Source organism: Vibrio sp. STUT-A16 (genome assembly GCF_026000495.1).
GTDB classification, from domain to species: Bacteria; Pseudomonadota; Gammaproteobacteria; order Enterobacterales; family Vibrionaceae; genus Vibrio; species Vibrio diabolicus.
The window spans coordinates 1,132,885-1,154,053 of sequence record NZ_AP026766.1 but is presented as its reverse complement, the minus strand read 5'-3'; the positions used below and the strand labels follow the sequence as shown (position 1 = coordinate 1,154,053).

Annotated in this window: 21 protein-coding genes and 1 tRNA gene; 14 read left to right on the top strand and 8 right to left on the bottom strand. The window is 43.6% G+C overall.

Features of this window, described 5'->3' with window-relative positions; genetic code table 11:
* The first annotated feature begins 55 nt into the window (after window positions 1–55).
* From OO778_RS21690 to OO778_RS21665, 6 genes are all read left to right on the top strand, one after another.
* On the top strand, window positions 56–979 hold the full coding sequence (locus tag OO778_RS21690) for a LysR family transcriptional regulator (protein WP_005384329.1): 924 nt from the start codon (window positions 56–58) through the stop codon (window positions 977–979).
* Window positions 980–1,094: 115 nt separating this feature from the next.
* Window positions 1,095–1,409, top strand: a complete 315-nt coding sequence (locus OO778_RS21685; RefSeq protein WP_025637937.1) for a hypothetical protein — start codon at window positions 1,095–1,097, stop codon at window positions 1,407–1,409.
* Between the two features lie 47 nt (window positions 1,410–1,456).
* Entirely contained in the window at window positions 1,457–2,143 is a 687-nt protein-coding gene (locus OO778_RS21680; RefSeq protein WP_005374113.1) for a YafY family protein, read from the top strand.
* A 164-nt stretch (window positions 2,144–2,307) separates the two neighbouring features.
* Window positions 2,308–2,490, top strand: a complete 183-nt coding sequence (locus tag OO778_RS21675; protein WP_021035913.1) for a hypothetical protein — start codon at window positions 2,308–2,310, stop codon at window positions 2,488–2,490.
* Window positions 2,491–3,482: 992 nt separating this feature from the next.
* A complete protein-coding gene (locus OO778_RS21670) occupies window positions 3,483–4,427 on the top strand; it encodes a glycine zipper family protein (protein ID WP_226977532.1) in 945 nt (314 codons plus the stop codon).
* On the top strand, window positions 4,415–4,795 hold the full coding sequence (locus tag OO778_RS21665; protein ID WP_074189777.1) for a hypothetical protein: 381 nt from the start codon (window positions 4,415–4,417) through the stop codon (window positions 4,793–4,795). The genes OO778_RS21670 and OO778_RS21665 overlap by 13 nt, the downstream gene beginning before the upstream one ends.
* A gap of 81 nt (window positions 4,796–4,876) precedes the next feature.
* Here OO778_RS21665 and OO778_RS21660 read toward each other — a convergent pair whose 3' ends face one another.
* Window positions 4,877–5,431, bottom strand: coding sequence for a sugar O-acetyltransferase (locus OO778_RS21660; RefSeq protein WP_074189776.1), 555 nt, complete (start codon window positions 5,429–5,431; stop codon window positions 4,877–4,879).
* Between the two features lie 129 nt (window positions 5,432–5,560).
* Window positions 5,561–5,959, bottom strand: coding sequence for an OsmC family protein (locus OO778_RS21655; protein WP_005393675.1), 399 nt, complete (start codon window positions 5,957–5,959; stop codon window positions 5,561–5,563).
* 203 nt (window positions 5,960–6,162) lie between these two features.
* Between OO778_RS21655 and msrB the strand changes: the two genes are divergently transcribed.
* Window positions 6,163–7,305 (top strand): peptide-methionine (R)-S-oxide reductase MsrB, encoded by a 1,143-nt coding sequence (gene msrB / locus OO778_RS21650; protein ID WP_047007986.1) that lies wholly within the window; start codon window positions 6,163–6,165, stop codon window positions 7,303–7,305.
* A gap of 51 nt (window positions 7,306–7,356) precedes the next feature.
* Window positions 7,357–7,503 (top strand): DUF2256 domain-containing protein, encoded by a 147-nt coding sequence (locus OO778_RS21645; RefSeq protein WP_074189751.1) that lies wholly within the window; start codon window positions 7,357–7,359, stop codon window positions 7,501–7,503.
* A 71-nt stretch (window positions 7,504–7,574) separates the two neighbouring features.
* Here OO778_RS21645 and OO778_RS21640 read toward each other — a convergent pair whose 3' ends face one another.
* From OO778_RS21640 to OO778_RS21630, 3 genes are read right to left on the bottom strand one after another with little or no spacing between them, the layout of a single operon-like run.
* Complete coding sequence (locus OO778_RS21640) at window positions 7,575–8,282, bottom strand: SDR family oxidoreductase (protein WP_074189750.1); 708 nt, start codon at window positions 8,280–8,282, stop codon at window positions 7,575–7,577.
* Window positions 8,282–9,826 (bottom strand): cryptochrome/photolyase family protein, encoded by a 1,545-nt coding sequence (locus tag OO778_RS21635; RefSeq protein ID WP_074189749.1) that lies wholly within the window; start codon window positions 9,824–9,826, stop codon window positions 8,282–8,284. Before OO778_RS21635 ends, OO778_RS21640 begins: the two co-directional genes overlap by 1 nt.
* 3 nt (window positions 9,827–9,829) lie before the next feature.
* Window positions 9,830–11,164 carry a DASH family cryptochrome gene (locus OO778_RS21630; protein WP_074189748.1) on the bottom strand — a complete coding sequence of 445 codons (1,335 nt, stop codon included), beginning with the start codon at window positions 11,162–11,164 and terminating at the stop codon, window positions 9,830–9,832.
* A 366-nt stretch (window positions 11,165–11,530) separates the two neighbouring features.
* Here OO778_RS21630 and OO778_RS21625 point away from each other — a divergent pair, with 366 nt between their 5' ends.
* Window positions 11,531–12,544, top strand: a complete 1,014-nt coding sequence (locus OO778_RS21625; protein WP_005393654.1) for a GGDEF domain-containing protein — start codon at window positions 11,531–11,533, stop codon at window positions 12,542–12,544.
* A 104-nt stretch (window positions 12,545–12,648) separates the two neighbouring features.
* Here OO778_RS21625 and OO778_RS21620 read toward each other — a convergent pair whose 3' ends face one another.
* Window positions 12,649–13,227 carry a malate synthase gene (locus tag OO778_RS21620; protein ID WP_074189747.1) on the bottom strand — a complete coding sequence of 193 codons (579 nt, stop codon included), beginning with the start codon at window positions 13,225–13,227 and terminating at the stop codon, window positions 12,649–12,651.
* 175 nt (window positions 13,228–13,402) lie between these two features.
* On the opposite strand from OO778_RS21620, the gene OO778_RS21615 reads away from it, so the two are divergent.
* Window positions 13,403–14,959: a DUF3612 domain-containing protein gene (locus OO778_RS21615; RefSeq protein WP_074189746.1), complete on the top strand. Its 1,557-nt coding sequence runs from the start codon at window positions 13,403–13,405 to the stop codon at window positions 14,957–14,959.
* A 388-nt stretch (window positions 14,960–15,347) separates the two neighbouring features.
* Here OO778_RS21615 and OO778_RS21610 read toward each other — a convergent pair whose 3' ends face one another.
* Window positions 15,348–16,703: a diguanylate cyclase gene (locus tag OO778_RS21610; protein WP_074189745.1), complete on the bottom strand. Its 1,356-nt coding sequence runs from the start codon at window positions 16,701–16,703 to the stop codon at window positions 15,348–15,350.
* A 131-nt stretch (window positions 16,704–16,834) separates the two neighbouring features.
* Here OO778_RS21610 and OO778_RS21605 point away from each other — a divergent pair, with 131 nt between their 5' ends.
* Both OO778_RS21605 and OO778_RS21600 read left to right on the top strand, forming a co-directional pair.
* Complete coding sequence (locus OO778_RS21605) at window positions 16,835–17,440, top strand: alpha-ketoglutarate-dependent dioxygenase AlkB (RefSeq protein ID WP_104970278.1); 606 nt, start codon at window positions 16,835–16,837, stop codon at window positions 17,438–17,440.
* Between the two features lie 69 nt (window positions 17,441–17,509).
* Window positions 17,510–18,598, top strand: coding sequence for a DUF3541 domain-containing protein (locus OO778_RS21600; RefSeq protein ID WP_074189743.1), 1,089 nt, complete (start codon window positions 17,510–17,512; stop codon window positions 18,596–18,598).
* A 55-nt stretch (window positions 18,599–18,653) separates the two neighbouring features.
* On the opposite strand, the gene OO778_RS21595 is transcribed toward OO778_RS21600, so the two are convergent.
* Window positions 18,654–19,862 (bottom strand): NupC/NupG family nucleoside CNT transporter, encoded by a 1,209-nt coding sequence (locus tag OO778_RS21595; protein ID WP_005393641.1) that lies wholly within the window; start codon window positions 19,860–19,862, stop codon window positions 18,654–18,656.
* A gap of 562 nt (window positions 19,863–20,424) precedes the next feature.
* Between OO778_RS21595 and OO778_RS21590 the strand changes: the two genes are divergently transcribed.
* Together OO778_RS21590 and OO778_RS21585 are read left to right on the top strand one after the other, a co-directional pair.
* Window positions 20,425–20,508, top strand: a tRNA-Leu gene (locus OO778_RS21590).
* A gap of 32 nt (window positions 20,509–20,540) precedes the next feature.
* A complete protein-coding gene (locus OO778_RS21585; protein WP_005393639.1) occupies window positions 20,541–21,152 on the top strand; it encodes a DUF2913 family protein in 612 nt (203 codons plus the stop codon).
* The last annotated feature ends 17 nt before the right edge of the window (window positions 21,153–21,169 follow it).

The following is a 21,169-nucleotide window of genomic DNA, read 5'->3' as shown; positions in this document are numbered from 1 at the left end:
ATTAATTGTATCCTTATGCTCAACAATAAATGCTTCACGATGATAGGAGATTGATGTGAACGCGATTGCCTCCCTGCCCGTTTTTGTTGCTGTTGTCGAATGCGGCAGCTTTTCCCTTGCGGCCAAACAGCTGAATCTGACGAAATCGGCGATCAGCAAACGCATCAACCAACTAGAAGACGATTTGGGCATTCGTCTCCTTAACCGAACCACGCGTAAGCTGAGCCTGACCGAAGCGGGAGAACGCTATTTTGAGTACGCCTCTCAAGCGCTCAACCTAGCCCAGCAAGGCGTGGACGCGGTATCGGAGCTGCAAGGCTCGCCACAAGGTCGGCTCAAAATTACCGTGCCGATGTCTTTCGGTGTACTGCATATCGCGCCTTTGATCAGCGAGTTTCTCGCTCGTTACCCGAAAATTGAAGTGGATTTAAACCTCGAAGACAAAATGGTCGATTTGGTTAAAGACGGTTTTGATTTGGGGATACGTATTGGTGAACTCACCTCTTCCAATCTAATCGCAAAACGTCTCGCCCCTTGTAAAAGTGTGCTTTGTGCCTCGCCAGATTACTTAGCGGAGTTTGGAACACCACAAAAACCAAGTGATTTAGTCAGTCACAACTGCCTGCGCTACTCCTATTTCCGTGGCGGCGTCGAATGGATGTTCATCAACAACGGCAGCGAATACAAGGTGCTTCCAAAAGGAAACTTTATCGTCAATAACAGCGAAGCCATTCGCCAGTTGCTGTTAAGAGGTTCGGGCATTGCGCAACTGCCAACATTTATTGCAGGAAGAGACTTTGCCGCAGGAAATCTAAAACCGGTGATGGAAGAGTATTCTCTACCAGAACACGCCATTTATGCGGTTTTTCCTGAGCGCAAGCACATGCCGTTGAAAGTAAGAGCCTTTATCGATTTTATCAGCGAAAAACTCGGTACAGATTTACCTTACTGGGATCGTTACAACAGCCCAGAAAAATAACCATATTGATGATAAGTGAGTGAGATTTCACTACTGACATGTTCTGACATTCCATCCGCGTAACCTTATTTGGAACTCAACAGGCAATCCGCCAAAACCAATAAGGAATCACAATATGGAAACCGTTATCGAAACTGTGCAATTTCGTCTAACCGCAGGCACAACAGAGCAAGACGTGATCGCCGCTGCCAAACAGTCACAAACGTTTGTGAAGAATCTGCCGGGCTTTTTGTACCGATCGCTCAGTCACGAAGCGACGGACGGTGTGTGGACAGACATCATTTACTGGCGTTCAATGGACGATGCAAAACAGGCGGGAAAACAGATTAAGCAAGCCGTTGAATTTCAGCCTCTGTTATCAATGATTGACTGCGAAAGCTTCGAGCTTAAACATCACAACTTAAAAATGTGCAGTGAGCTAGAGAAGTAATCAGCCACACTACTACTAACAACCAGTAGGTCTAGATAAGGAACATCATGAGCAAATCAGAACGACTGTTTGAGCTACTGACGCTTTTGCGCGCAAAGCGTTACGCCGTGACAGCGAAAGAGCTCGCAGAAAGAATGGAAGTCAGCGAACGTACGATTTATCGCGATATTCAGTCGTTGCTCAGTTCTGGTGTTCCGATTCAAGGTGAAGCAGGTGTCGGCTACCTGTTGCAAGCTGGCTCTCATCTGCCGCCTTTGATGTTCTCAGAAAAGGAGATGATGGCGCTTGAACTGGGTATGCGGATGGTTCGAGCCTGGTCGGATGTTGAACTTGCCGAAGCGTCTCACTCTGCGTCCACCAAAATACTTTCGGTATTGCCCGATAAGCTCAAACAACAAGTGGAAGATTGTCCGCTGATTGTGCCCGATTATCACACCCAATCCGAGACTGCCAAACGAGGGCAGCTTCTGCGCCACGCGATTGATCATCAGTTTAAGGTCAGTTTGGATTACCAAGATGAAAGCGGACAGGTGACCGAGAGAAAAATCCAACCGTTAGGCCAGTTCTTTTGGGGCAAAGTCTGGACGCTGGTCGCCTGGTGCGAATTGCGCGATGACTACCGCCAGTTCCGCCTCGACCGTATCCAAGCATTGCGTATGCACGATGAAGAGTTTCAGAGTGCGGAAACTAAATCTCTCAAACATTATATTGCGCAGTATGAATCGAAAGATTGAGTGCCCTTCATCCTTCCATCACAAGGATTCCAAATTGCTCTGCTCAATACGCGATATTTGGAAAGGCACATTTGGTTAAACCAATGTTTCATTTTTAACAGATGCGCAACCAACCTAAGATCGTTAACTTAAGTAGCACGTCAACCACACCGGAGCGTGAAGCTATGAAAGTACTGATTCAATACACCCAAGCAGGGAAATATCGAGATCAAGCGTGGGAGTCTTTAACTCTTCGATCTAAAGGTGATATGCAGGCCGTTACCCCTTCTTATGCTGCCCAACTTATCGAACAAAGCAAAGCGACACTTGTGATGACAGAGGAGCAACAAATCGTTATTCATCCATAACCGACTATTAGCCTTGTTTAACCAACCTTTGTTAGTTACGCAAGGCTTACATCTCGCCATTATACGTTATCAATTTTATATACGACCACCTATATTTACAAAAAACAATAATATAATTCTTATTTTCATTCTCGACATTCTTCTAAAACGCCCTTCCATTCATAGCTAAGATATAGGTTATCTGTTAGTCTCTTTATTTCTTCATGATAAAGATTAGGATATCAACACCCTATAAATAGGATAAAACCTTTCAAAAAGCATCGGTTTATTATAAGGATAGGTGCAATATGCAATTGATTTGGAACATTATTGGATACTTAATGTTCTCTGGTGTATTAGTTATTTTTTTCCAGACATTCTTTATAGGTATCATGCACCTTTTAATGCCAAAAGACATTGTCAATAGCTACTTTAAAGAACCTTATTTTAACACTTTCGAACTAGCTCTATTTACAGGTTGGCCTTACGCATTTTTCCGAACATTGATGTTTGTTCGTTTAATCGTTCAACCTAACTCAGGTGAAAAACGAAAGTTACCCGATGTATCCCAAGAGGTGCCTAGATGGTACCGTCTATTATCCTTCATATTAATATGGGTAATTATGATAAACTCTACAATGTTAACACTTGTATTTTTTATCGCAGCTTTCTTAGCACTAGCGGATCATTTATGATATTGACTTATCCAGTTAAATCCAACATCACAATTTAAATGTAAATAACTACACTAACAATTGCACGTAAATGACAAATATATCATCCAATTTGGATGTTTTTAAAATGAAAGTCTAGAATGCAAAAAAATAAACTTCCTAAATATAGTTTTTTGTTAGTATCTGAGCATATTAATTATTAGCTAGAGGTGCTCTATGTCGGGATAATTTGAGTATAAAATAAAAACTCATGATAACTTATCATCAATTATATTAAACATGTATGGCACTCCATATGGTAGCAAGGACTATCAGAGACAGAGAGTACTGACTCATATAATGACATTGAACAAGCATATTTCAGATCCTAACCGCATTAAAGCAGGCGATATCATTTGGTTATCAGCTCTACCCAAATCAAGCACCCAACTTAACACTCAACGTAACAATGCTTTACCTCCTAAAAGTATCGCGAAGCTAGGGACTTACCCAGCGTCTAAACCTCAAATGTCTAGTTCTCCGCCCCATAAAGTTTTGCCTCCCAATATTCTCAGCTACAATCAACCTCCAAAATCGATCTCAAATCAAGTTCCACCACAACATGCTGATATGTTTTGGGCGTTAGCATGGTTAGAAAACAACGCCAATATGATTACTATTCCAGGAGGTACCTTGATGGGTGCTACAGGAAACTTGATGAGTAAAGGAAATATTAAGCTCATTGAGAACATCAACGACCTTTACGCAAACTATAAAAACGGAGTAATAAGTAAAGGACAATATGATGGTCGACGTAAGAAACATCTAGATCTACTAAAGAAAAATGTTGGCCCTATGGAAAAGCTGTTGTTTGGCAACAAAACGACTCACCAGTCTATTCGTATTGCTCGAAATGGAGGATTACCAGCTAATGCTCATATAGTTAAACAGGCCGAAAAACTGAATAAAATAGCTCAGGCATCTAAAGTTGGCGGACATGTTTTAGTAGGTGTTGGTCTAACGGCTTCCTGTATTCAAATCGCGAATACACAAGACCAACATGAGAAGAATGAAATTTTTGTTGAGTCAATAACTAGCACAGCTGTAGGAATGGGTACCAGCGCGTTAGTCGGTCTATTTTTAGTATCAAATCCTATTGGTTGGGGGACTGCTATTGTACTCGCTGCAGGTTCAACGGCTGTAGGCTACGCTTCCGGCAAAGTGGCAAAAGGCTTTTATAATTCAAGTGAAAGCAAGCCAAACTTAGTCGCTAGTACTGGAATAGAAGCCATATGCAGCAAGTAATCACATTTCTTTTTTACACTTTAATGACTGGTGTGGTTATTATTTTCTTACAAACCATTTTTATCGGTGTCATGCACTTTCTGATGCCAAAGAAGATTGTTGGGAACTATTTTAAAAAACCATATTTTAATGAATTTGAGCTTTCTCTATTCACGGGGTGGCCTTACGCATTTTTCCGGACATTGATGTTTGTTCGTTTAATCGTCCAACCTAGCTCAGGTAAAAAGCGAAAATTACCTAATATTTCTGGAGAAGTACCAAAATGGTATCGTTATTTGTCGATTCTATTACTCGTTATTATCATTGTTAACTCTGTTGTCGTTGCCCTGACTTTATCAATTGGGACCGTTCTTTTAGCAATTGAGTGAGGAATTAACACTTAAATATAACGATGGACGAAGAGAGCTCAGGTAGAACTCTCTAATCGCCAGTGTTTTGCCAACAGCCCTCTACTCTTCTTCGTTGAGACGACGAATCAACTTAGCTGGCGTGCCTCCGTATAGACAATCTGGCGGCACATCATGGTTGACGACCGAGTTCGCCGCAATCACCGAGCGAGCACCAATCGTTACACCTTGGTTAATGACGGAGTTACCACCAATCCACACATCATCTTCAATCGTGATAGGTTTACAAAACGTCTCCCAACGTCGGCGACTTCGGTAATCAACAGAATGAGAAGCCGTATACAATTGCACGCTTGGACCGATTAGCACGTGGTTCCCGATGGTAATTTTGGCACCATCGAGCATGACCACGTTCATGTTGATAAAGGTCTCTTCGCCGATTTCGATGGTTTTACCGAATTCGCAATGGAAAGGGGCTTGAACAATGCAAAGACCCGCTTTGCCAAACAGCTGTTTTTGTAATTCGTCGCGCTTACTTTCGTCGGTATTGTTATTGAGTGCTCTAAGTGCTTGAAGAGCATGACTTCTAATGGCGTCAATTTCTTTGTCCATGCCATCAAAGATTTGACCAGACATCATTTTTTCGAGTTCTGTCACTGGGAGACTCCTACAACCTACAATTACTACTTTCAGATTAATCACACGGTACGTGAATTGCGGAATAAAAAAAGAGAAAAGCCTGCACTTTTCTCTTTCCTGTTTTTATATTTTGTGGAGCCTGTCGACTTACACGATTTCCCAGCTGTGGGTCATCTCAACACCTTCACCTAGCATTAAGCAAACCGAGCAGTATTTTTCTAGCGAGTCAGCCGCCACTTTTGCTACGACTTCTGGGTCAAGCTCATCACCTGACACTTCAAAGTGGATATTCACTTGCGTAAAGATACGTGGTGCGGTTTCACGACGCTCTGTGGTTAGCTTGGCATTAACAGACAAGACCTTTTGTCCTGCCGTTTTCAAACCGTCGACAACATCGACAGAGCTACAGCCACCAGCGGCCATTAGTACCATTTCCATTGGGCTTGGTGCCGTTGCACCGCCATTGCCATCCATCACTACGGAGTGACCCGACTGAGATTGCCCAAGGAATTTAAAATCTTCTACCCATTTAACTTCTGCTTGCATGATTTACCTCATTTAGCATCGCTCGTTGAAGACATCGTTGCCCTATCAAGCGGTGTATTTCGTGTCGATACTTTAGCTTTCTCGCATAAAAGGGCAACGGAATTTTCAACATTGCTGTAATTTTTTCGCTCGGTTGCCTTTCTCTATACGTAACACTTTTTATTTCAGTCACACTTTCTACGGAAAACAACGTTGAGGTAGCTATGAAGAATATATCTAAGTTATTGGTCGGATTCTCTTTCGCACTTCCTGTCTTGTTTCTACTTTTGAGTAAAACAGGCACCGCCGATACGATGGATAAGATGAAGGCTTCAGAGAATGCAGAAATCGCCACACTAGCTGGCGGCTGTTTCTGGTGTACAGAATCGGATTTGGAACAGTTGACTGGCGTAGTCGATGTCGTATCAGGCTATTCTGGTGGTCATGTTGAAAACCCAACTTATCGCCAAGTTTCATCAGGTAAATCCGGTCACATAGAAGTGATCGAAGTTAAGTACGATCCTAAAGTGGTTAGTTACGAGCAAGTGTTGGACTACTTTTTCCGTCATATCGATCCTACTGACGATAAAGGCTCTTTTGTCGACCGTGGCCCACAGTATCGCCCTGCTATTTTCTATCATAACGCTGAGCAAAAGCAGATCGCAGAACAGTTTATAATGGAAATCGACAAGGCGATGATCTATCCAAAACCGTTGAAAACAGAATTGATCGAGTTTGAAAAGTTTTATCCCGCAGAAGAGTATCACCAAGACTACTACAAAAAGAGCAGCTTAAAGTATAAGTATTACCGCTATGCGTCTGGTCGAGATAAATACTTGGATGAAGTATTTGGTGATGATCGTAAAGAGACCCCAAAAACGCTTCGTCAGTTGATCGAAGAAAAAAAGTTGCTATCAAAAGTGAAAGAGTACAGTAAGCCTGCTAAGTCCGAGATCAAATCAAACTTAACGGAGTTGCAATACTACGTAACACAAGAAGAAGGCACCGAACGTCCGTTCGACAACGAATATTGGGACAACAAAGAAGCGGGGATTTACGTTGATATCGTAACTGGTGAGCCGTTGTTTTCTTCTACCGATAAATACAAATCGGGGACGGGTTGGCCAAGTTTCACTAAGCCAATCAACCCAGGTTACATCGTTGAAAAAACCGATTACAAGCTGATTTATCCAAGAACGGAAGTTCGCAGTAAGTTTGGCGATTCTCACCTTGGTCATGTTTTTAAAGACGGTCCGAAGCCAACAGGATTACGCTACTGCATGAACTCTGCGGCAATGAAATTTGTACCTGTAAGTGAAATGAAAACGCAGGGGTATGAAGAGTATCTGTATCTCTTTGATAAATAGTTCGTATTCATTCAACTTCAAGGGCATACGATGGCGAATGGGGAGGACCAGATGAAAGGTTTTAAAACACAATTACCAACCAAAATCTGCTCTGTTTGCCATCGCCCATTTTCTTGGAGAAAGAAATGGGCAAGAAATTGGGACGAAGTCGTTTACTGTTCTGAGCGCTGCCGAAGAAACAAATCAGTCAAAAGTTAGAACCACAAAAACTTTATGCCGCACTGCTAGCCTTATTTTCCAAGGTTACTTTGCCCAGACCAAGCTGCGCTTCACCAAGGTAACAAGGCACCATCATAAGCCCAAAATGCCCCACTATCCTGCGGGGTAGCTTTGTCAATCAATCCCCATAAGTCTCGCGCGACACGCTCTGGGCTAAACAGCTTTCCTTCAGGTACATTCGCTTGAAAAGGTGCCGACAAAGCCGTATCTGTTGTGCCTGGGTGAAGAGCGAGTACAGTCCCGTGTTTGACCATTCTCCGCCATTCAATCGACATGGTTTTGAGGAACATATTTAACGCGGCTTTCGATGCACGATAGCTGTACCAACCGCCTAAGTGATTATCACTAATACTGCCAACTTTGGCCGAAATGGTCGCAAACTTAGGGTTGGCACTGCATTTTAACTTGGGCGTGAAATATTTCGCCAACAGTAAACTCGGCAAAGTATTAACCATGATGGTTTGCTGAAAAAAGTCTGCGTCGAGCGAGCTAAGATTTTTCTCAGGACCTTTATCTTGGGTGTGCAACATACCAACGCAGTTCACCAACCAATCAACATGTTCAATTTGTTCACTGAACGCTGTCACCTGCTCGTCCTGCGATACATCCACTTGATGCCAAGCTACATTTGGGTGTTGCCAGTCTGGTTGATGCTTACGATAAGTGGCATGCACGCGAGCTTGAGGAAAGCGAACTAGCGCTTGTTGAACCATCGCCAATCCAATGCCGCCATTTCCACCAACGATCAGTATGTCCATTACAAGCTCTCCAAGTTTTCCATATAGTGCTCAGCGGTATCTAATATCGCTTGGCGTTGCTGCTCTTCCATATTGTCCCAAGATCGGAAAATCATCCCTACACGTGGATTCGTTGCTAAGCGTTTGTCGTGTTTATTCATAAAGCGCCAATATAAGCTGTTGAACGGACATGAACCTTCACCACTGCGTGCTTTGTTATCGTAGTGACATCCTTTACAGTAATCGCTCATTTTGTTGATGTAAGAGCCACTCGCCGCATACGGTTTGGTGCCAACAATCCCACCATCTGCAAACAGTGCCATACCGCGCGTATTGGGCATTTCTACCCATTCAATCGCATCAACGTAGATACCGAGATACCATTCATCCACTTGGTCTGGGTCGATCTCGGTTAATAAACAAAAGTTACCGGTTACCATCAAGCGCTGAATGTGGTGCGCGTAAGCGTAATCAAGAGACTGGCCAATCGCGTTTCGCATACAGGCCATTTTGGTTTCGCCGTTCCAGAAGAAGTCTGGCAGCTTTCTACCCGCTTCCAGTTCATTCTTTTTCGGGTAATGAGGCATGTTCGCCCAATAAACGCCTCTGATGTACTCTCGCCATCCCAAGATCTGACGAATAAAACCTTCTACCTGAGAAATGTCTATGTCGGCATTGGCATGAAATGCCTTAAGTGAAGCGTCAATCACCTCTCTCGGATGCAGCAGCTTGCTGTTCAGCGAGAACGAAATCCGGCTGTGATACAAGCTCCATTTAGCCTCGTGCTGACCTGTCATGGCGTCTTGAAAACGACCAAACAGTGGCAAACAGACCTGACAAAAATGCGCAAGTAAAGACAAGCTTTGAGAGCGATTTACTGGCCAAATTAAATCACCATTTAATTTACCTATGGTTTGAATGTTGTGCCGACCTAAGCGCTCAACAATATCACTGACGTCATGACTGAACATTAATGGCTTTGGCAGCTGTTCAATGTCTTTTGCTTTAAGTTTATTTCGGTTATTGGCGTCGTAGTTCCACTTTCCACCCATAGGCTTACCGTCTTGCATCAAGATGTCGAAGCGCTTACGCATACGGCGATAAAAGTGCTCCATCATGATGTGTTTACCTTGAGGAAACTGCGATTCTATTTCCTCAAACGGTAACAAAAAGTGTTCCGAATCGACGCTACGCATCACGACCCCATCAAGCTTTAGTTTGGCTAACTGCTCTAGTAAACGGTATTCGTCGGGGCGTTGATATTCAAACTTACTTGCACCAACTTCACTCACGTAGTGTTGTAAGACTTGCGCAAGATCCTCGAAAGATTGTGTGTCATCCAACGTGAGGTGTAAAACTTGATGCCCTTCTTCCTGCAGCTCGTTAGCAAAATTCGCCATCGCAGAGAAAAAAGCACACACCTTTTGAATGTGATGCGTAACGTAAGTATTTTCTTGTTTCAACTCAGCAACAAGGTAAAGCACCGAGTCGTCTACACGTTGAAACCACGAATGCTCGCTATTAAGTTGGTCACCAAGAATGAGCCGAACCGTCTCGTAATGCATTGGTTATCTCCCGCTCTCTTTTTTTGGCGCAATCGGCCAATCCACCATATCGACACTATCAAGATGTACGCCTACGCATCTCCCCTGCCATTTGTCGATAAATGAAAAATCTGGATCATAAGTTTGTGTCTGCTTTTCTAGATTAAACTGACGTGAGCCACGTGGGTCAGCGCCAACACCAGCTAAATACTGCCAGTTGCCCCAATTAGAGCCGACATCGTAATCAATCAACTGAGTTTCAAAATAAGCAGCACCGTAGCGCCAGTCGAGTCCGAGTTCATGAACCAGACAGCTCGCGACCAGTTGGCGCCCTCGGTTAGACATATAACCCGTTTTATTAAGCTGATGCATACATGCGTTAACTATTGGAAAAGGTGTCTCGCCTTTCTTCCACTGCTTAAAGCGTTGCGCATAAAAACTGGTCAGTGGTGGCTGGTTGGCGATACCGCCAAATCGAAACAACTTCTGTTGATACTTTCTCGCGTACCAATAAAAGTATTCCCGCCACAACAACTCGAAATAGATCCAATAGGTTGAATCATTTGCTCCGTTCTTCCGCTCATATTGTTTGAGCATGGCATAAATGATTGTAGGAGAGACGCAACCATGAGCTAACCAAGGTGAAAATTTAGTTGAATACTCCACCCCATCAAGCCCATTGCGCGTCTGTTTATATTCGCTCGCTAAACTTGAAGCAAAATAGCGTCGACAATGTTCAAGACCGCTCAGTTCTCCGCCATCAAATGCTGGTTTGGTGTCAAAGTAATATGTCGTGGCGGTAGGAAAATTCGTACCTGAAGGTACTGGCGGTAAAACATGAACGCTCTCGTAAGGCTGAGAGAGGTCTAAACCTGCGACCTGCTTTCTAAATTTCGTGAAGGTCGCAGGCAGTTGCCTTAATTCAAATGGTAACTGTTCTTCGCACAACAAAGTGCGGATCGCTTGCTGTTTGATGTTCACATGGGGAGTGCCTTTAATTGCACGCTCTAGTGCCTGTTGCTCATCCGAACCAGCAAACGCATCAGCATAAATATGAGTGATACCGAAATGACTGATGGCATATTTGATCGCTTGATAAGGCGTCAGTTCCACCGTCCATAATCGTTGCCCCAATTTAGCTAAAGATTGATTAAGTTCATTAAGCGATGCCTCGAGAAACTGCAATTTCGCACGCCCTAAAGAGGTCTCCTGCGCAAAATGCTGCAAGTAAGGTGTCACCGAGGGGCGACAATACAAACAAATTAACTCATCCATTTCTGCATAAGCGTCTATCAACAGCGGGTTGTCATGCAAACGCAGGTCATTAGTGAACCAATACAGTCCTATTTTCTTATCCAAGTCGCACCCTCTTTTTGTAAACTCGTTTTTTGTAAACTCGGAGTCCCGCGTTCTTGTTGCAAATAGCCTAAGCGCTAAGTCTTTTATTCCACTCGTTGTTGTACGGGCAATAGAGCTTTACGATCATTAGGTTACTGACAATCTCACTAAACCAATTGGCTGGTCATCTTAGAGCTCTTAACACCAAAACATCGTTCGCGCATGTTTCATACTAAGATTTTATAAAATTAAAATTTGGCGATATTGATAACGGTCTTAATCACTCATTTTTTATATAAACCATGCAAAAATGATAAAAATTAAAGCGATATTGGTTAATATCCGTTAATCTAAGTCCAATTCCATTTTGCTAGTACCATCGCAGAAATGACCGACGAGTTTAAAAAATCGACCGCTAATTTGAAAAAAGCGGTCCCACTAATGATCAAAAATCATGTTGCTGCCACGCCAGCCAACTATGCGCTTTGGTATACCTACGTTGACAAGACCATTCCTGAACTCAACTTTGAGTTGGATACGGTGTTAGAAAACTACGGTATCTGCCCGCCTGCAACCAATAAACAGCTTTATAACAACTATGTTGCCAGTAAAGCAGAAACTAGCCTTGAAGATCTTAGAACCAATGTAGAAGTTCTGCTGCATGAAGTGTCCAGCTCGATGAGCGATACACTTTCAGATACTTCTTCCTTTTCTGAAATGGTAGACAAAAGTTTTAATAAGCTAGAAAAAGTTGAAGACAACAGCTTAAGTATTGAAGAAGTGATGGTGGTGATTCGTCAACTTGTCGCAGAGTCACACGAAATTCGTCACTCGACAAAGTTTTTGAATAGCCAATTAACTAATGCGAGTGAAGAAATTTCTCGCCTCAAAAATCAGCTGGCTGAAGTACAGCAAGACGCATTGTTTGATGGCCTATCCAACCTTTACAACCGTCGAGCTTTTGATAAAGATCTGTCTTCGCTTATCGCATCAAATCAAGCAATGACCTTGATCATGCTTGATATCGACCATTTCAAGTCATTTAACGACAATTATGGCCACCTTTTCGGCGATACGGTACTAAAAGCCATTGCCCGTCGACTACAACAAAGCTGTCGAGATGGAATATGCGCGTATCGTTTTGGTGGTGAAGAGTTCGCTTTAATTGTGCCCAATAAATCTCTGCGAATTGCTCGCCAATATGCAGACACCCTACGCCGCATGATAGAAAAACTGCGCATCAGAGATAAGCGTTCTGGTACACAAGTTCACAGCATTACCGCTTCTTTTGGGGTAGCAGAATATGAGGTGGGTGATACACCTGAAGCTCTGGTCAATAAAGCCGATAAGCAACTTTATGAGGCAAAACAACTCGGTCGTAACCGCGTAATGCCCATTTAAATCAATTTGTTATGTAAGCTTGGTTAATAGGACCGACTTTTTCGAAATAGAATAAAAAACCCGCACTATTGAGTGCGGGGTCTATTTATCTGGCGCTTCACATCTTAATCGACACTGTAGCAGTAGCTTAGAATATAGTCGTCACCGTTTTTCGCAGTGTATTCTTTATCTTCACTACATGCCATCGGCTTACCTTTTTTGTCGCCTTTGATTAAGCTGATCCAGTGGCGCATCGCCGTCGGCGCATTACCCGTTAGTTCAGGATTAAACGTAGTGCGTGTTTCCAGTTGAATGTCATCAATATCCATCAACTCCACACAACCGGTGCCTTTATGACAGCCAAATAGCACTTCTACGTGGTTACCTGAATCGTCTTTAAACAAGATCGATTTTGGATCTTCTTTCTCACCCGTATACGCCACAAAGTGTTTTGGGCTTTTCAGGCCGCTGTGTGTGCCGTCTTTGAAGTAAGCCAATACATGGTGGTAATCAATTACGTAACTTGATACATCTTGGTGCGACCCGTTCTCCAATGGGAACATGCGGTCTAGTAGTTGCTTCGCTTTTACTTGCTTCTCGCTCTGCTGCTCAGCACTTACCGCTTCGACGGCAAATACAGCTTCAGCGATAAATGGGCGTTGTTGTTGTTGCATCTCTTTTTTATCGAAGTTCAGCATATTCATCGTCATATCCTCGCACTTAAAAAACTCGTCCTAGAGTAAAAACTTAATTCCTTCGTTTAAGTTTCAGGCAATTCTGTGAAGTTGATGGTTAATTTCCTTGCCTGCTTATTATGTAGACTAGCGAAATATTTACTACAATTTCACAACAAAAATTTTACAATGTGAATTTTACAAAATGTCTGTGTCAAAAAGCCTTATTCGTCAGTCCCATTTTCTAGGTACGAAAATTCGCAACCTAAGGAAAAACAACCATTTAACTATGGAGGATTTATCTGCACGCTGTGTAAGGATCAATCCTGAGTACGCACCGTCGGTATCTTACCTTTCGATGATAGAGCGCGGAAAACGCGTTCCGAGTATTGATATGCTCGAAGTAATCGCGGAAGTTTTTCAAAAAGATCCTGCGTGGTTTTTAGATGATGAACCGGAATTAGAGGCCATTACCCCCAACAAAGGGAATCGTGGCGGTATCAACGGTATGGCATTGGAGCCGAGCTTTTTGTTCTCCAATGATATTCTCCAAATCGCGATTCCAGAGATGTTGTCTCAAACGGGTATTACTGGACGTCAATTCGCCCACTTGTTGATCCGTGCGCACCAAGAGAACCATCAAAACCATTTTCCTGATTTAGAACGCGCAGCCGAAGAGGTCGGCTTGAAACGCCTGAATCTATCGGTAGAAGATCTGATAGATATTGCGAAAAACATGGGGTTGGATATTCGCTGGGTAGACCGAGCACCACAGGATGTGATTGATGAACTGGGCGTCAGCGCCAAACAGTTGATTACGTCTTTCATGGAACCACCTGGCACCATTTATCTCAATAAACGAATGCGTGACTACCCAACCCGATTGAAATATGACTTGGCGGTATACATCGGCCATCGCGTGCTCCATAGCAGTGATGCAATGAATAACGTTTTATCTATTGGGCATCAAAACAACTGGGAGCAAATGGACAGCCCAGTTTCCAACTCTGAGCTCAACTCGCAAGATATCCTACAAGCTTGGCGCGATTTTGAGTCCAGCTTTTTTGCTGGTGCCCTGCTTTGCCCCAAAGTACCATTTCGTCAGTTGCTTGACCGTTCCGGTTACGAAATTGATGTTCACAAAAAGGCCGGCGTTTCTCCTTCCGTTGCGATGCGTCGTATGACCGTGGTTTCTCCGTACCCTCATTGGCACTACTTTGATGCCTATGGTCCGGGCAAGTTGAAAGCGGTATATCGTGGAAATGGCATCCCGCTTCCTTGGGGCAATATGCGCAAAGTGAACGATCCTTGCCAACACTGGGCCGTATTTAGACGTCTAGCCCAACCTTTGGATACCAGTTCAGCGCAAATTTCGATTTTGAATGTGGGCGACGAGCCACGTATTTACTGTTGTGAATCAGTCAACGTATTTGACCCTGCGGGGAACAACCGAGTGTTGTGCGCGGGGATAGATTTAAACCCTGCGATTTCTGCACAAGGTGGTGATGCGGTTTCTATTGCGGAAGAGCTGAAGTCACTTTGTGTCGCTTCCGGCGGAAGTAGTGTCATTCCTCCCCACATCAAAAAAGACTTAACAACCATCGCTAAGATATTAAACATCAATTGGATAGAACGAGGTATTCAAACCCAAGCTAGGCTAATCTGCTCAAGAGGGGCCGTTTGTCCAAGGCAGCCTAGTTGTTACAGTAAGTGCGGAGAAGCTGATGAGACAGGTGACGATGTGAATATTATTGGTCTCTAGAAAGAAAAAACGCCAATCACAATAATCGTGATTGGCGGTATTTACTTGTGAACAATGTGTATTCACTAACAACGTCAGTTGGCTAGGTGACCCTCGGCTTAATAAGGGTCACTCTAGATAAAGCACGATGCGTGCCAACTTTAAAAAGGCCGTTTTTTAATAGATCCAGATGCATATCGTTGCTTTATTAACCATAAATTTCGCAAACTGCATTTGCAAAATGCAACAATATGCAAATATGCCACTTTATGCACTGCTAATAATGACTCTCTCAGCAAAGAGTCTATTGACATGTAAAGCCATATATTCTTATACCCAAATGATGGTGAGATTTCGGATTCTTAACCTTACCACTGCTCCAAAGCCCTGATTGAAACTGGGCTCAGGTTCATCCGCCATGTTTTTGTTGATACATTCTCTCATCGGCTATTTTCATCATTTGCTCTGGAGATGACATGTCCGGATCAAATATCGCGTACCCAATGCTGGTTCTCAGGTAAATGAGCGCTTCATCGTAAATCACGGGCGTCGAACATAAAGCTAACCTGAGCTTTTGTAGCAGAGACTGAACATTTTCTTCCGTCCCAGGGTTATGAACGACAACTAAAAACTCATCACCTCCCATTCGGGCCACTATATCTGATTTACGCAGAGAGCTTCTCACTCTTTCAGCCGTAGCGACTAAGACCTTGTCGCCTGCGTCATGACCATAGGTATCGTTAATATGTTTAAACCTATCCAGATCTATATTGATTAAGGCGAAGCTGTAACGCTTTTTGTAACGTTTCGCTATTTCAAACTGCTGCTTGTAAAACTTCATAAAATAGCGACGGTTTGGTAAGTGCGTCAGTTCATCATGCAGTGCTCTATCATCCGCAATGGTGTACAAGCGATAAATCGCTATAAGCGCGAGGCTCAGTGCAAAAACAATGGGATAACCGATGAGCCTTGCTAAATAAAGCTGATGCCAAGGAATTTTATGGTCGAGTTTGTCTCCGGAGAAAACCACCATACTCCACCCACCATAAGGAAAATGAACCATTTCTTTCGCGTATGGCCTTTTGGTTTCACTCAGTGCGCCAAAGAAAACGTCACCAAAAGCACCGCCACTGTCGTAACCACGAATCATCAAAGGGTAGCGATAAGAGAAATCGATCACGCCAGTTTCTCGCATCAGAGCATCAAAATTAATCACCGCACTGATCACCCCCCAATAATCCTGGTTCAACGGTGGATCAAGAAAAACCGGAACCCGCACGATCAAGCCTTTGCCGCCTTGAATCAAGTTGACAGGCCCTGCTATAAATATTTCTTGTATATCCTTAGCTTTTTGCACCTGTACCCACTGCTGTGGCACCGTTCGGTAATCGAGGCCGATTAAACGCTCATTACCTTGGCGGGGAAATATATGACTGATAACATCATTCTTCGCAATGCCAATGATCGTAATATGTTTGCTTTTGCTCAGGATGCGGTGAGCCGCAATGTTCAATTCGTCTTCTTGGTTTTTAGGCAGTAAAGTAATGAGTGTCGCCAAGGTACTGGCTTTATAGATATCCGCCATAAGTACCGCTTCCAAATTGGAACGGAGGGTGGAAAGTTGTTCTTTGGCCTCAACTTGAACTCGCTCTTGGTGAAGCTCTTGCTGATTTCGATGCAACAGCTCAATAACCCCAACGCATAAAGCGAAAAAACAGAGGAAGAACAATGCAAAATAGTATCGCTTTCTGGGTAAATAACGCATTTTCTCCCCACAACTCGTATATCGTTACGAGATTTTTATTTATTGTTAAAATTCTTATTATCACAAGAATAACCAATCCCAATCGGAAAGGTAACAGTGATTAAAATTTTTTATGTTTTAGGTATGAGATGATGCATCAACAAGGCGATTTATTTGGCGGTACTCAGTGGCAAGAAGTAGAAAGGGGTAAACTCTATTACGATCCTTACTTTCTTAGCCATCTAGAAGCGGATCACTACTTTGACCAACTTCTGGAAATACTGCCATGGCATCAAGAGCGCATTACCATGTTCGGCAAGTCAGTACTTCAACCTCGTTTACAAGCGTGGCACGGTGATGCAGCATATACTTACTCAGGCTTAACCATGCAGCCTCACCCTTGGACTCCTGAGTTAATTCAGCTCAAAGTGCGCTGTGAGACGATTGCGGATGTAGCCTTCAACTCTGTACTTGCCAACCTATACCGACACGGCCAAGATTCGATGGGCTGGCACCAAGACAATGAACCAGAGCTAGGTAGAAACCCGGTTATCGCCTCTTTGAATTTAGGTGAAACACGTCGATTTTTGCTCAGAAATTTACATTGTAAAACTGAGATTGAATATGAGCTTTCTCACGGCTCCTTACTGGTTATGGCTGGCGAGCTCCAACATCACTGGAAACACTGTGTACCAAAAACCGCGAAAACCAAAGCTGAACGTATCAATCTGACTTTTAGACAGATTTTTAACTATTGACTCAGCTTTTACATTCTTAATTAATATTGATGGTAGGTTTAGATTCAGGACTTCATAGGGAATGGATTTATGCGTATCAAACCTCTTAGCTTAGCGGTCTTACTCTCTTGCTCACTTACCTTTGCTGTTCAGGCATCACAGGAAGAGATACCGCTCCTAAATAATGCTCAATCAGCACAGTTGATTCGTAGTACCTACGAGCAGGGACTGTTCACTTTACCTGCGTTTAAAGAGGGGCACTTTGGCTTACGCATGTACCGCCAGACGTTAGATGAGAAATATCACGCTGCCGTTTGGACCGACATGGCACAAGTAGCTAGCCGATTAAACCGATTTGCTAATGAAGTCGTTGAACCTGAAGACATTATTCTTTATTCATCACAAAGACTGACCGCGTATCAAGAGAAAGAAAGTGAGCGAGGGCAACGACGCTATACCGTCACTAAGCACCATCCTGAATATCTTTATCTTGGCGTGGATTTGCTTGGCGCAATGGCAAGAGCAAACGAATATGGTCTGAAACATAAGAAAGACAAAACGCTGAGAAAAATTATTAGGCGCTACGATTTCTCGCGTTACGTTACGGACAAAGAGATGATAGAAGCATGGGCAGCTCAGCTTGCAAACCAAGTCTACTGGCTTCGTCAGCTAGGCGAGCAAGATGTGGTTGAGGAATTCACTCAAACCTTCCGTAACACCTACCCCGACGATAAAGATAAGATGCTTTCAGCTCAGCAGTATTGGAACAAACTCTATGGGATGACGCACATCATCTTTGCCGATTCACAGTATTATCAGGAGCGAGTAAGCGAAAAGAAACACCAATGGATTTATGATTACTTTCGCAACAACATCGACACTATCCTACTGCGCGCCAAAGAAGACGTGATTGCAGAAGTCGGCATTTCGTTTTTGTTAGCAGGCTTGGATCACGATCCGGTCGTCGAGAAAACCCGCCAAGCTATTCGTCACGCAATCAACGCTGAAAAAGGGATGATTCCATCGGTCGATGGGAGTTTTGATCTCAAGTACGGCGAGCACCGTAATGTGCTAGCCATCATGCTGCTCGATTGGAAAGGGGTACATAAAGCGCCAACTTATCAAGAGCACCCTGACGCTTTTAAATCAATACCCTACGGCTTAATACCTAAGCCTTAGAAATAATAAAACCCGCCATTTAGGCGGGTTTTTTAGTGTGCATCTTCAATCTAAATTAGAGCGAGATGAAAATACCCGCTAAACACGCACTCATCAGGTTAGCGAGTGTGCCAGCAGCAACCGCTTTTAGGCCTAAACTTGCTACATCTTTGCGGCGCTCAGGTGCCATCACGCCGATAGAACCCAGCTGAATAGCAATTGAACCAATGTTTGCAAAGCCACACAACGCAAAAGTGATGATGACTTGAGTATGCTCAGACAGCGTCGCTTTGTGCTGTACAAAATCGATGAACGCAACAAACTCGTTCATCACAACTTTCTGACCAATGTATGAACCCGCAGCAAGAATTTCGTGGCTTGGCACACCAATCAACCACGCTAGAGGTGCAAACAAGTAACCAAAAATCGCTTGTAGCGTCACACCAGAGAAACCAAGTATGTCACCTAAGTTTTCTAGTCCCGTGTTCACCATCGCGATAACACTAACAAAAGCGATAAGCATGGTACCAACAGCAACGGCCACTTTCATACCGCCCATGGCACCGCTTGCTAGCGCATCAATAACGTTGCTTTCTTCTGATTTATCTAGCTCAATATCGTTGTAATCGCTTGGCGTTTGGCGTTCAGGAACAATGATTTTTGCCATCATCAAACTACCTGGAGCTGCCATAAAGCTTGCCGCAATCAAGTATTTTAGGTCGACACCTAAACCGGCATAACCACCAAGCACACTACCCGCCACTGAAGCCATACCACCAGCCATCACAGCAAACAGTTCAGAGCGAGTCATGTTCGAAAGAAATGGACGAATAAGAAGTGGGGACTCGCCTTGAGATAAGAAAATGTTGCCTGTTGCAACCAGAGACTCTGCTTTGCTAGTGCCCAAGAACTTCTGGATAGCGCCGCCAATAAATTGAATCACTTTTTGCATGATGCCCAAGTAGTAAAGGGCGGAGATAAGAGCACTGAAGAAGATGATGATAGGAAGGACACGAATAGCGAAGATAAAGCCAGAAGAAGCGAGGTCACCAAAGAGGAATTTAATCCCCTCATCAGCAAAGCTGAGTAGCCCCGCGACACCATTACTTAAACTCGCCAGCGCCGCCTGACCTAACGGGAAATAAAGCACTAAGGCAGCAAATCCCATTTGTAGCATCAAGGCGCGAGATACGGTTTTCCAATTAATGGAAGAACGGCCCTCAGAAAGTAGGAAAGCACAACCTAGCAGTGCAACAATACCAAATAGACTAAATAGAACACTCATGAGCTGGACCTACTGAACGTTGAAAAAGAAAAAAGAGCCAAAGGAATTGGCAGAAGAAAGGGACAACGCAGCGAGTGATAACTCGCCTTCAGATCCAGAATGTAGACAGAACGAATAGTTCGACATCTTATTTTTACCTTATACAAGCAATTGAACGTAGCTGGTCCGGTCCGTGGGGTCATTCACTGCTGGCGAGCGTATTGCTTGGCCTGCTCCATGTGACGGCTTGTATGGGTAAGGGTCCTGAACAACTAAACCCTAATTCCCGCTTAAACGGGACGCAAGTATAGCCAACAAAAAGAGATATTCATCACATTTATTTACGCAAACGTTCAAGCGTTCAAAATTTAGGCAAAAACGTTCTTTTGTCGTCATACTGTTAATAAAAGTAAGGGCATAAGGACAGACTTTGATGGTAAAAAACGCAAAAGTGACCAATAAATACGCAATCAAACTCGAAAGATCCAAAATTCGTCATTTTGCTCTCGCCAACAGATGGATTTTGGTTATACAATTCGCGGTGCTTCTTTTCGAGGCCTCTGAGTATTCAGAGCATCATGATGCCGAGATGGTGAAATTGGTAGACACGCTAGCATGAGGTGCTAGTGCCTTTGGTGTGAGGGTTCGAGTCCCTCTCTCGGCACCATTATCCTTCTTCCCTAATTTTGTTCGAGTGTAATGCAAAGTTCTAAGCAGGCAAGACAGTCTACAGATGCTAACCAACTTCTGAGTGAGCTTGCGGTTCACGCTTTATTGCACCTGCACTTTAAAATTCACGCGTCCTCAGATGGTCTCTCCCTTAAAGAGCGTAACGACTTACTGCAGAAATGGCTGAAGCCAAAACTGAAGAGTAATCGCTATAAGCTGATTAAAAAGCCGTTAAAGTCTTTGACTCAACAGGCAAAAGGCGAGAACGGAAATCTGGAAGCGTTACTCGAACGTTGCGTGGGTGCAGATAAACCAAGTAACCCTCAACCTGATCTAGATAGCTACTTGCTGTTGATTAACGAGATTGAGAAGAAGTTGGGGACTACCGTATTATTATCTCGACCGGAAGACGTCGACTTATCTCACGACCAACACGGCTGTTTGCTGTGTGTGCTTTCTGAGAACTTAAATCAGCACTTCGATGATAATAACGCCCTAATCGCTCCTATTTCGATGCTGTTCCGTGGACCAATGAGTCAACGCTCACTTTTCCTTGGCAGCATTTACGCCAGTGGTACATTCAATTATGAAGTGCAGTACCAGGACGATCAGTTCGTTCGCATTACATTAGAGTTGGCGTAACTGTAACGCTAAGAAAC

Coding starts and splice junctions, on each gene's coding strand:
- OO778_RS21685 (WP_025637937.1), top strand. CDS start 1,095: ATGGAAACCGTTATCGAAACTGTGCAATTTCGTCTAACCGCAGGCACA.
- OO778_RS21680 (WP_005374113.1), top strand. CDS start 1,457: ATGAGCAAATCAGAACGACTGTTTGAGCTACTGACGCTTTTGCGCGCA.
- OO778_RS21675 (WP_021035913.1), top strand. CDS start 2,308: ATGAAAGTACTGATTCAATACACCCAAGCAGGGAAATATCGAGATCAA.
- OO778_RS21670 (WP_226977532.1), top strand. CDS start 3,483: ATGACATTGAACAAGCATATTTCAGATCCTAACCGCATTAAAGCAGGC.
- OO778_RS21665 (WP_074189777.1), top strand. CDS start 4,415: ATGCAGCAAGTAATCACATTTCTTTTTTACACTTTAATGACTGGTGTG.
- OO778_RS21655 (WP_005393675.1), bottom strand. CDS start 5,959: ATGCAAGCAGAAGTTAAATGGGTAGAAGATTTTAAATTCCTTGGGCAA.
- msrB (WP_047007986.1), top strand. CDS start 6,163: ATGAAGAATATATCTAAGTTATTGGTCGGATTCTCTTTCGCACTTCCT.
- OO778_RS21645 (WP_074189751.1), top strand. CDS start 7,357: ATGAAAGGTTTTAAAACACAATTACCAACCAAAATCTGCTCTGTTTGC.
- OO778_RS21640 (WP_074189750.1), bottom strand. CDS start 8,282: ATGGACATACTGATCGTTGGTGGAAATGGCGGCATTGGATTGGCGATG.
- OO778_RS21635 (WP_074189749.1), bottom strand. CDS start 9,826: ATGCATTACGAGACGGTTCGGCTCATTCTTGGTGACCAACTTAATAGC.
- OO778_RS21625 (WP_005393654.1), top strand. CDS start 11,531: ATGACCGACGAGTTTAAAAAATCGACCGCTAATTTGAAAAAAGCGGTC.
- OO778_RS21620 (WP_074189747.1), bottom strand. CDS start 13,227: ATGAATATGCTGAACTTCGATAAAAAAGAGATGCAACAACAACAACGC.
- OO778_RS21615 (WP_074189746.1), top strand. CDS start 13,403: ATGTCTGTGTCAAAAAGCCTTATTCGTCAGTCCCATTTTCTAGGTACG.
- OO778_RS21610 (WP_074189745.1), bottom strand. CDS start 16,703: ATGCGTTATTTACCCAGAAAGCGATACTATTTTGCATTGTTCTTCCTC.
- OO778_RS21605 (WP_104970278.1), top strand. CDS start 16,835: ATGCATCAACAAGGCGATTTATTTGGCGGTACTCAGTGGCAAGAAGTA.
- OO778_RS21600 (WP_074189743.1), top strand. CDS start 17,510: ATGCGTATCAAACCTCTTAGCTTAGCGGTCTTACTCTCTTGCTCACTT.
- OO778_RS21595 (WP_005393641.1), bottom strand. CDS start 19,862: ATGAGTGTTCTATTTAGTCTATTTGGTATTGTTGCACTGCTAGGTTGT.
- OO778_RS21585 (WP_005393639.1), top strand. CDS start 20,541: ATGCAAAGTTCTAAGCAGGCAAGACAGTCTACAGATGCTAACCAACTT.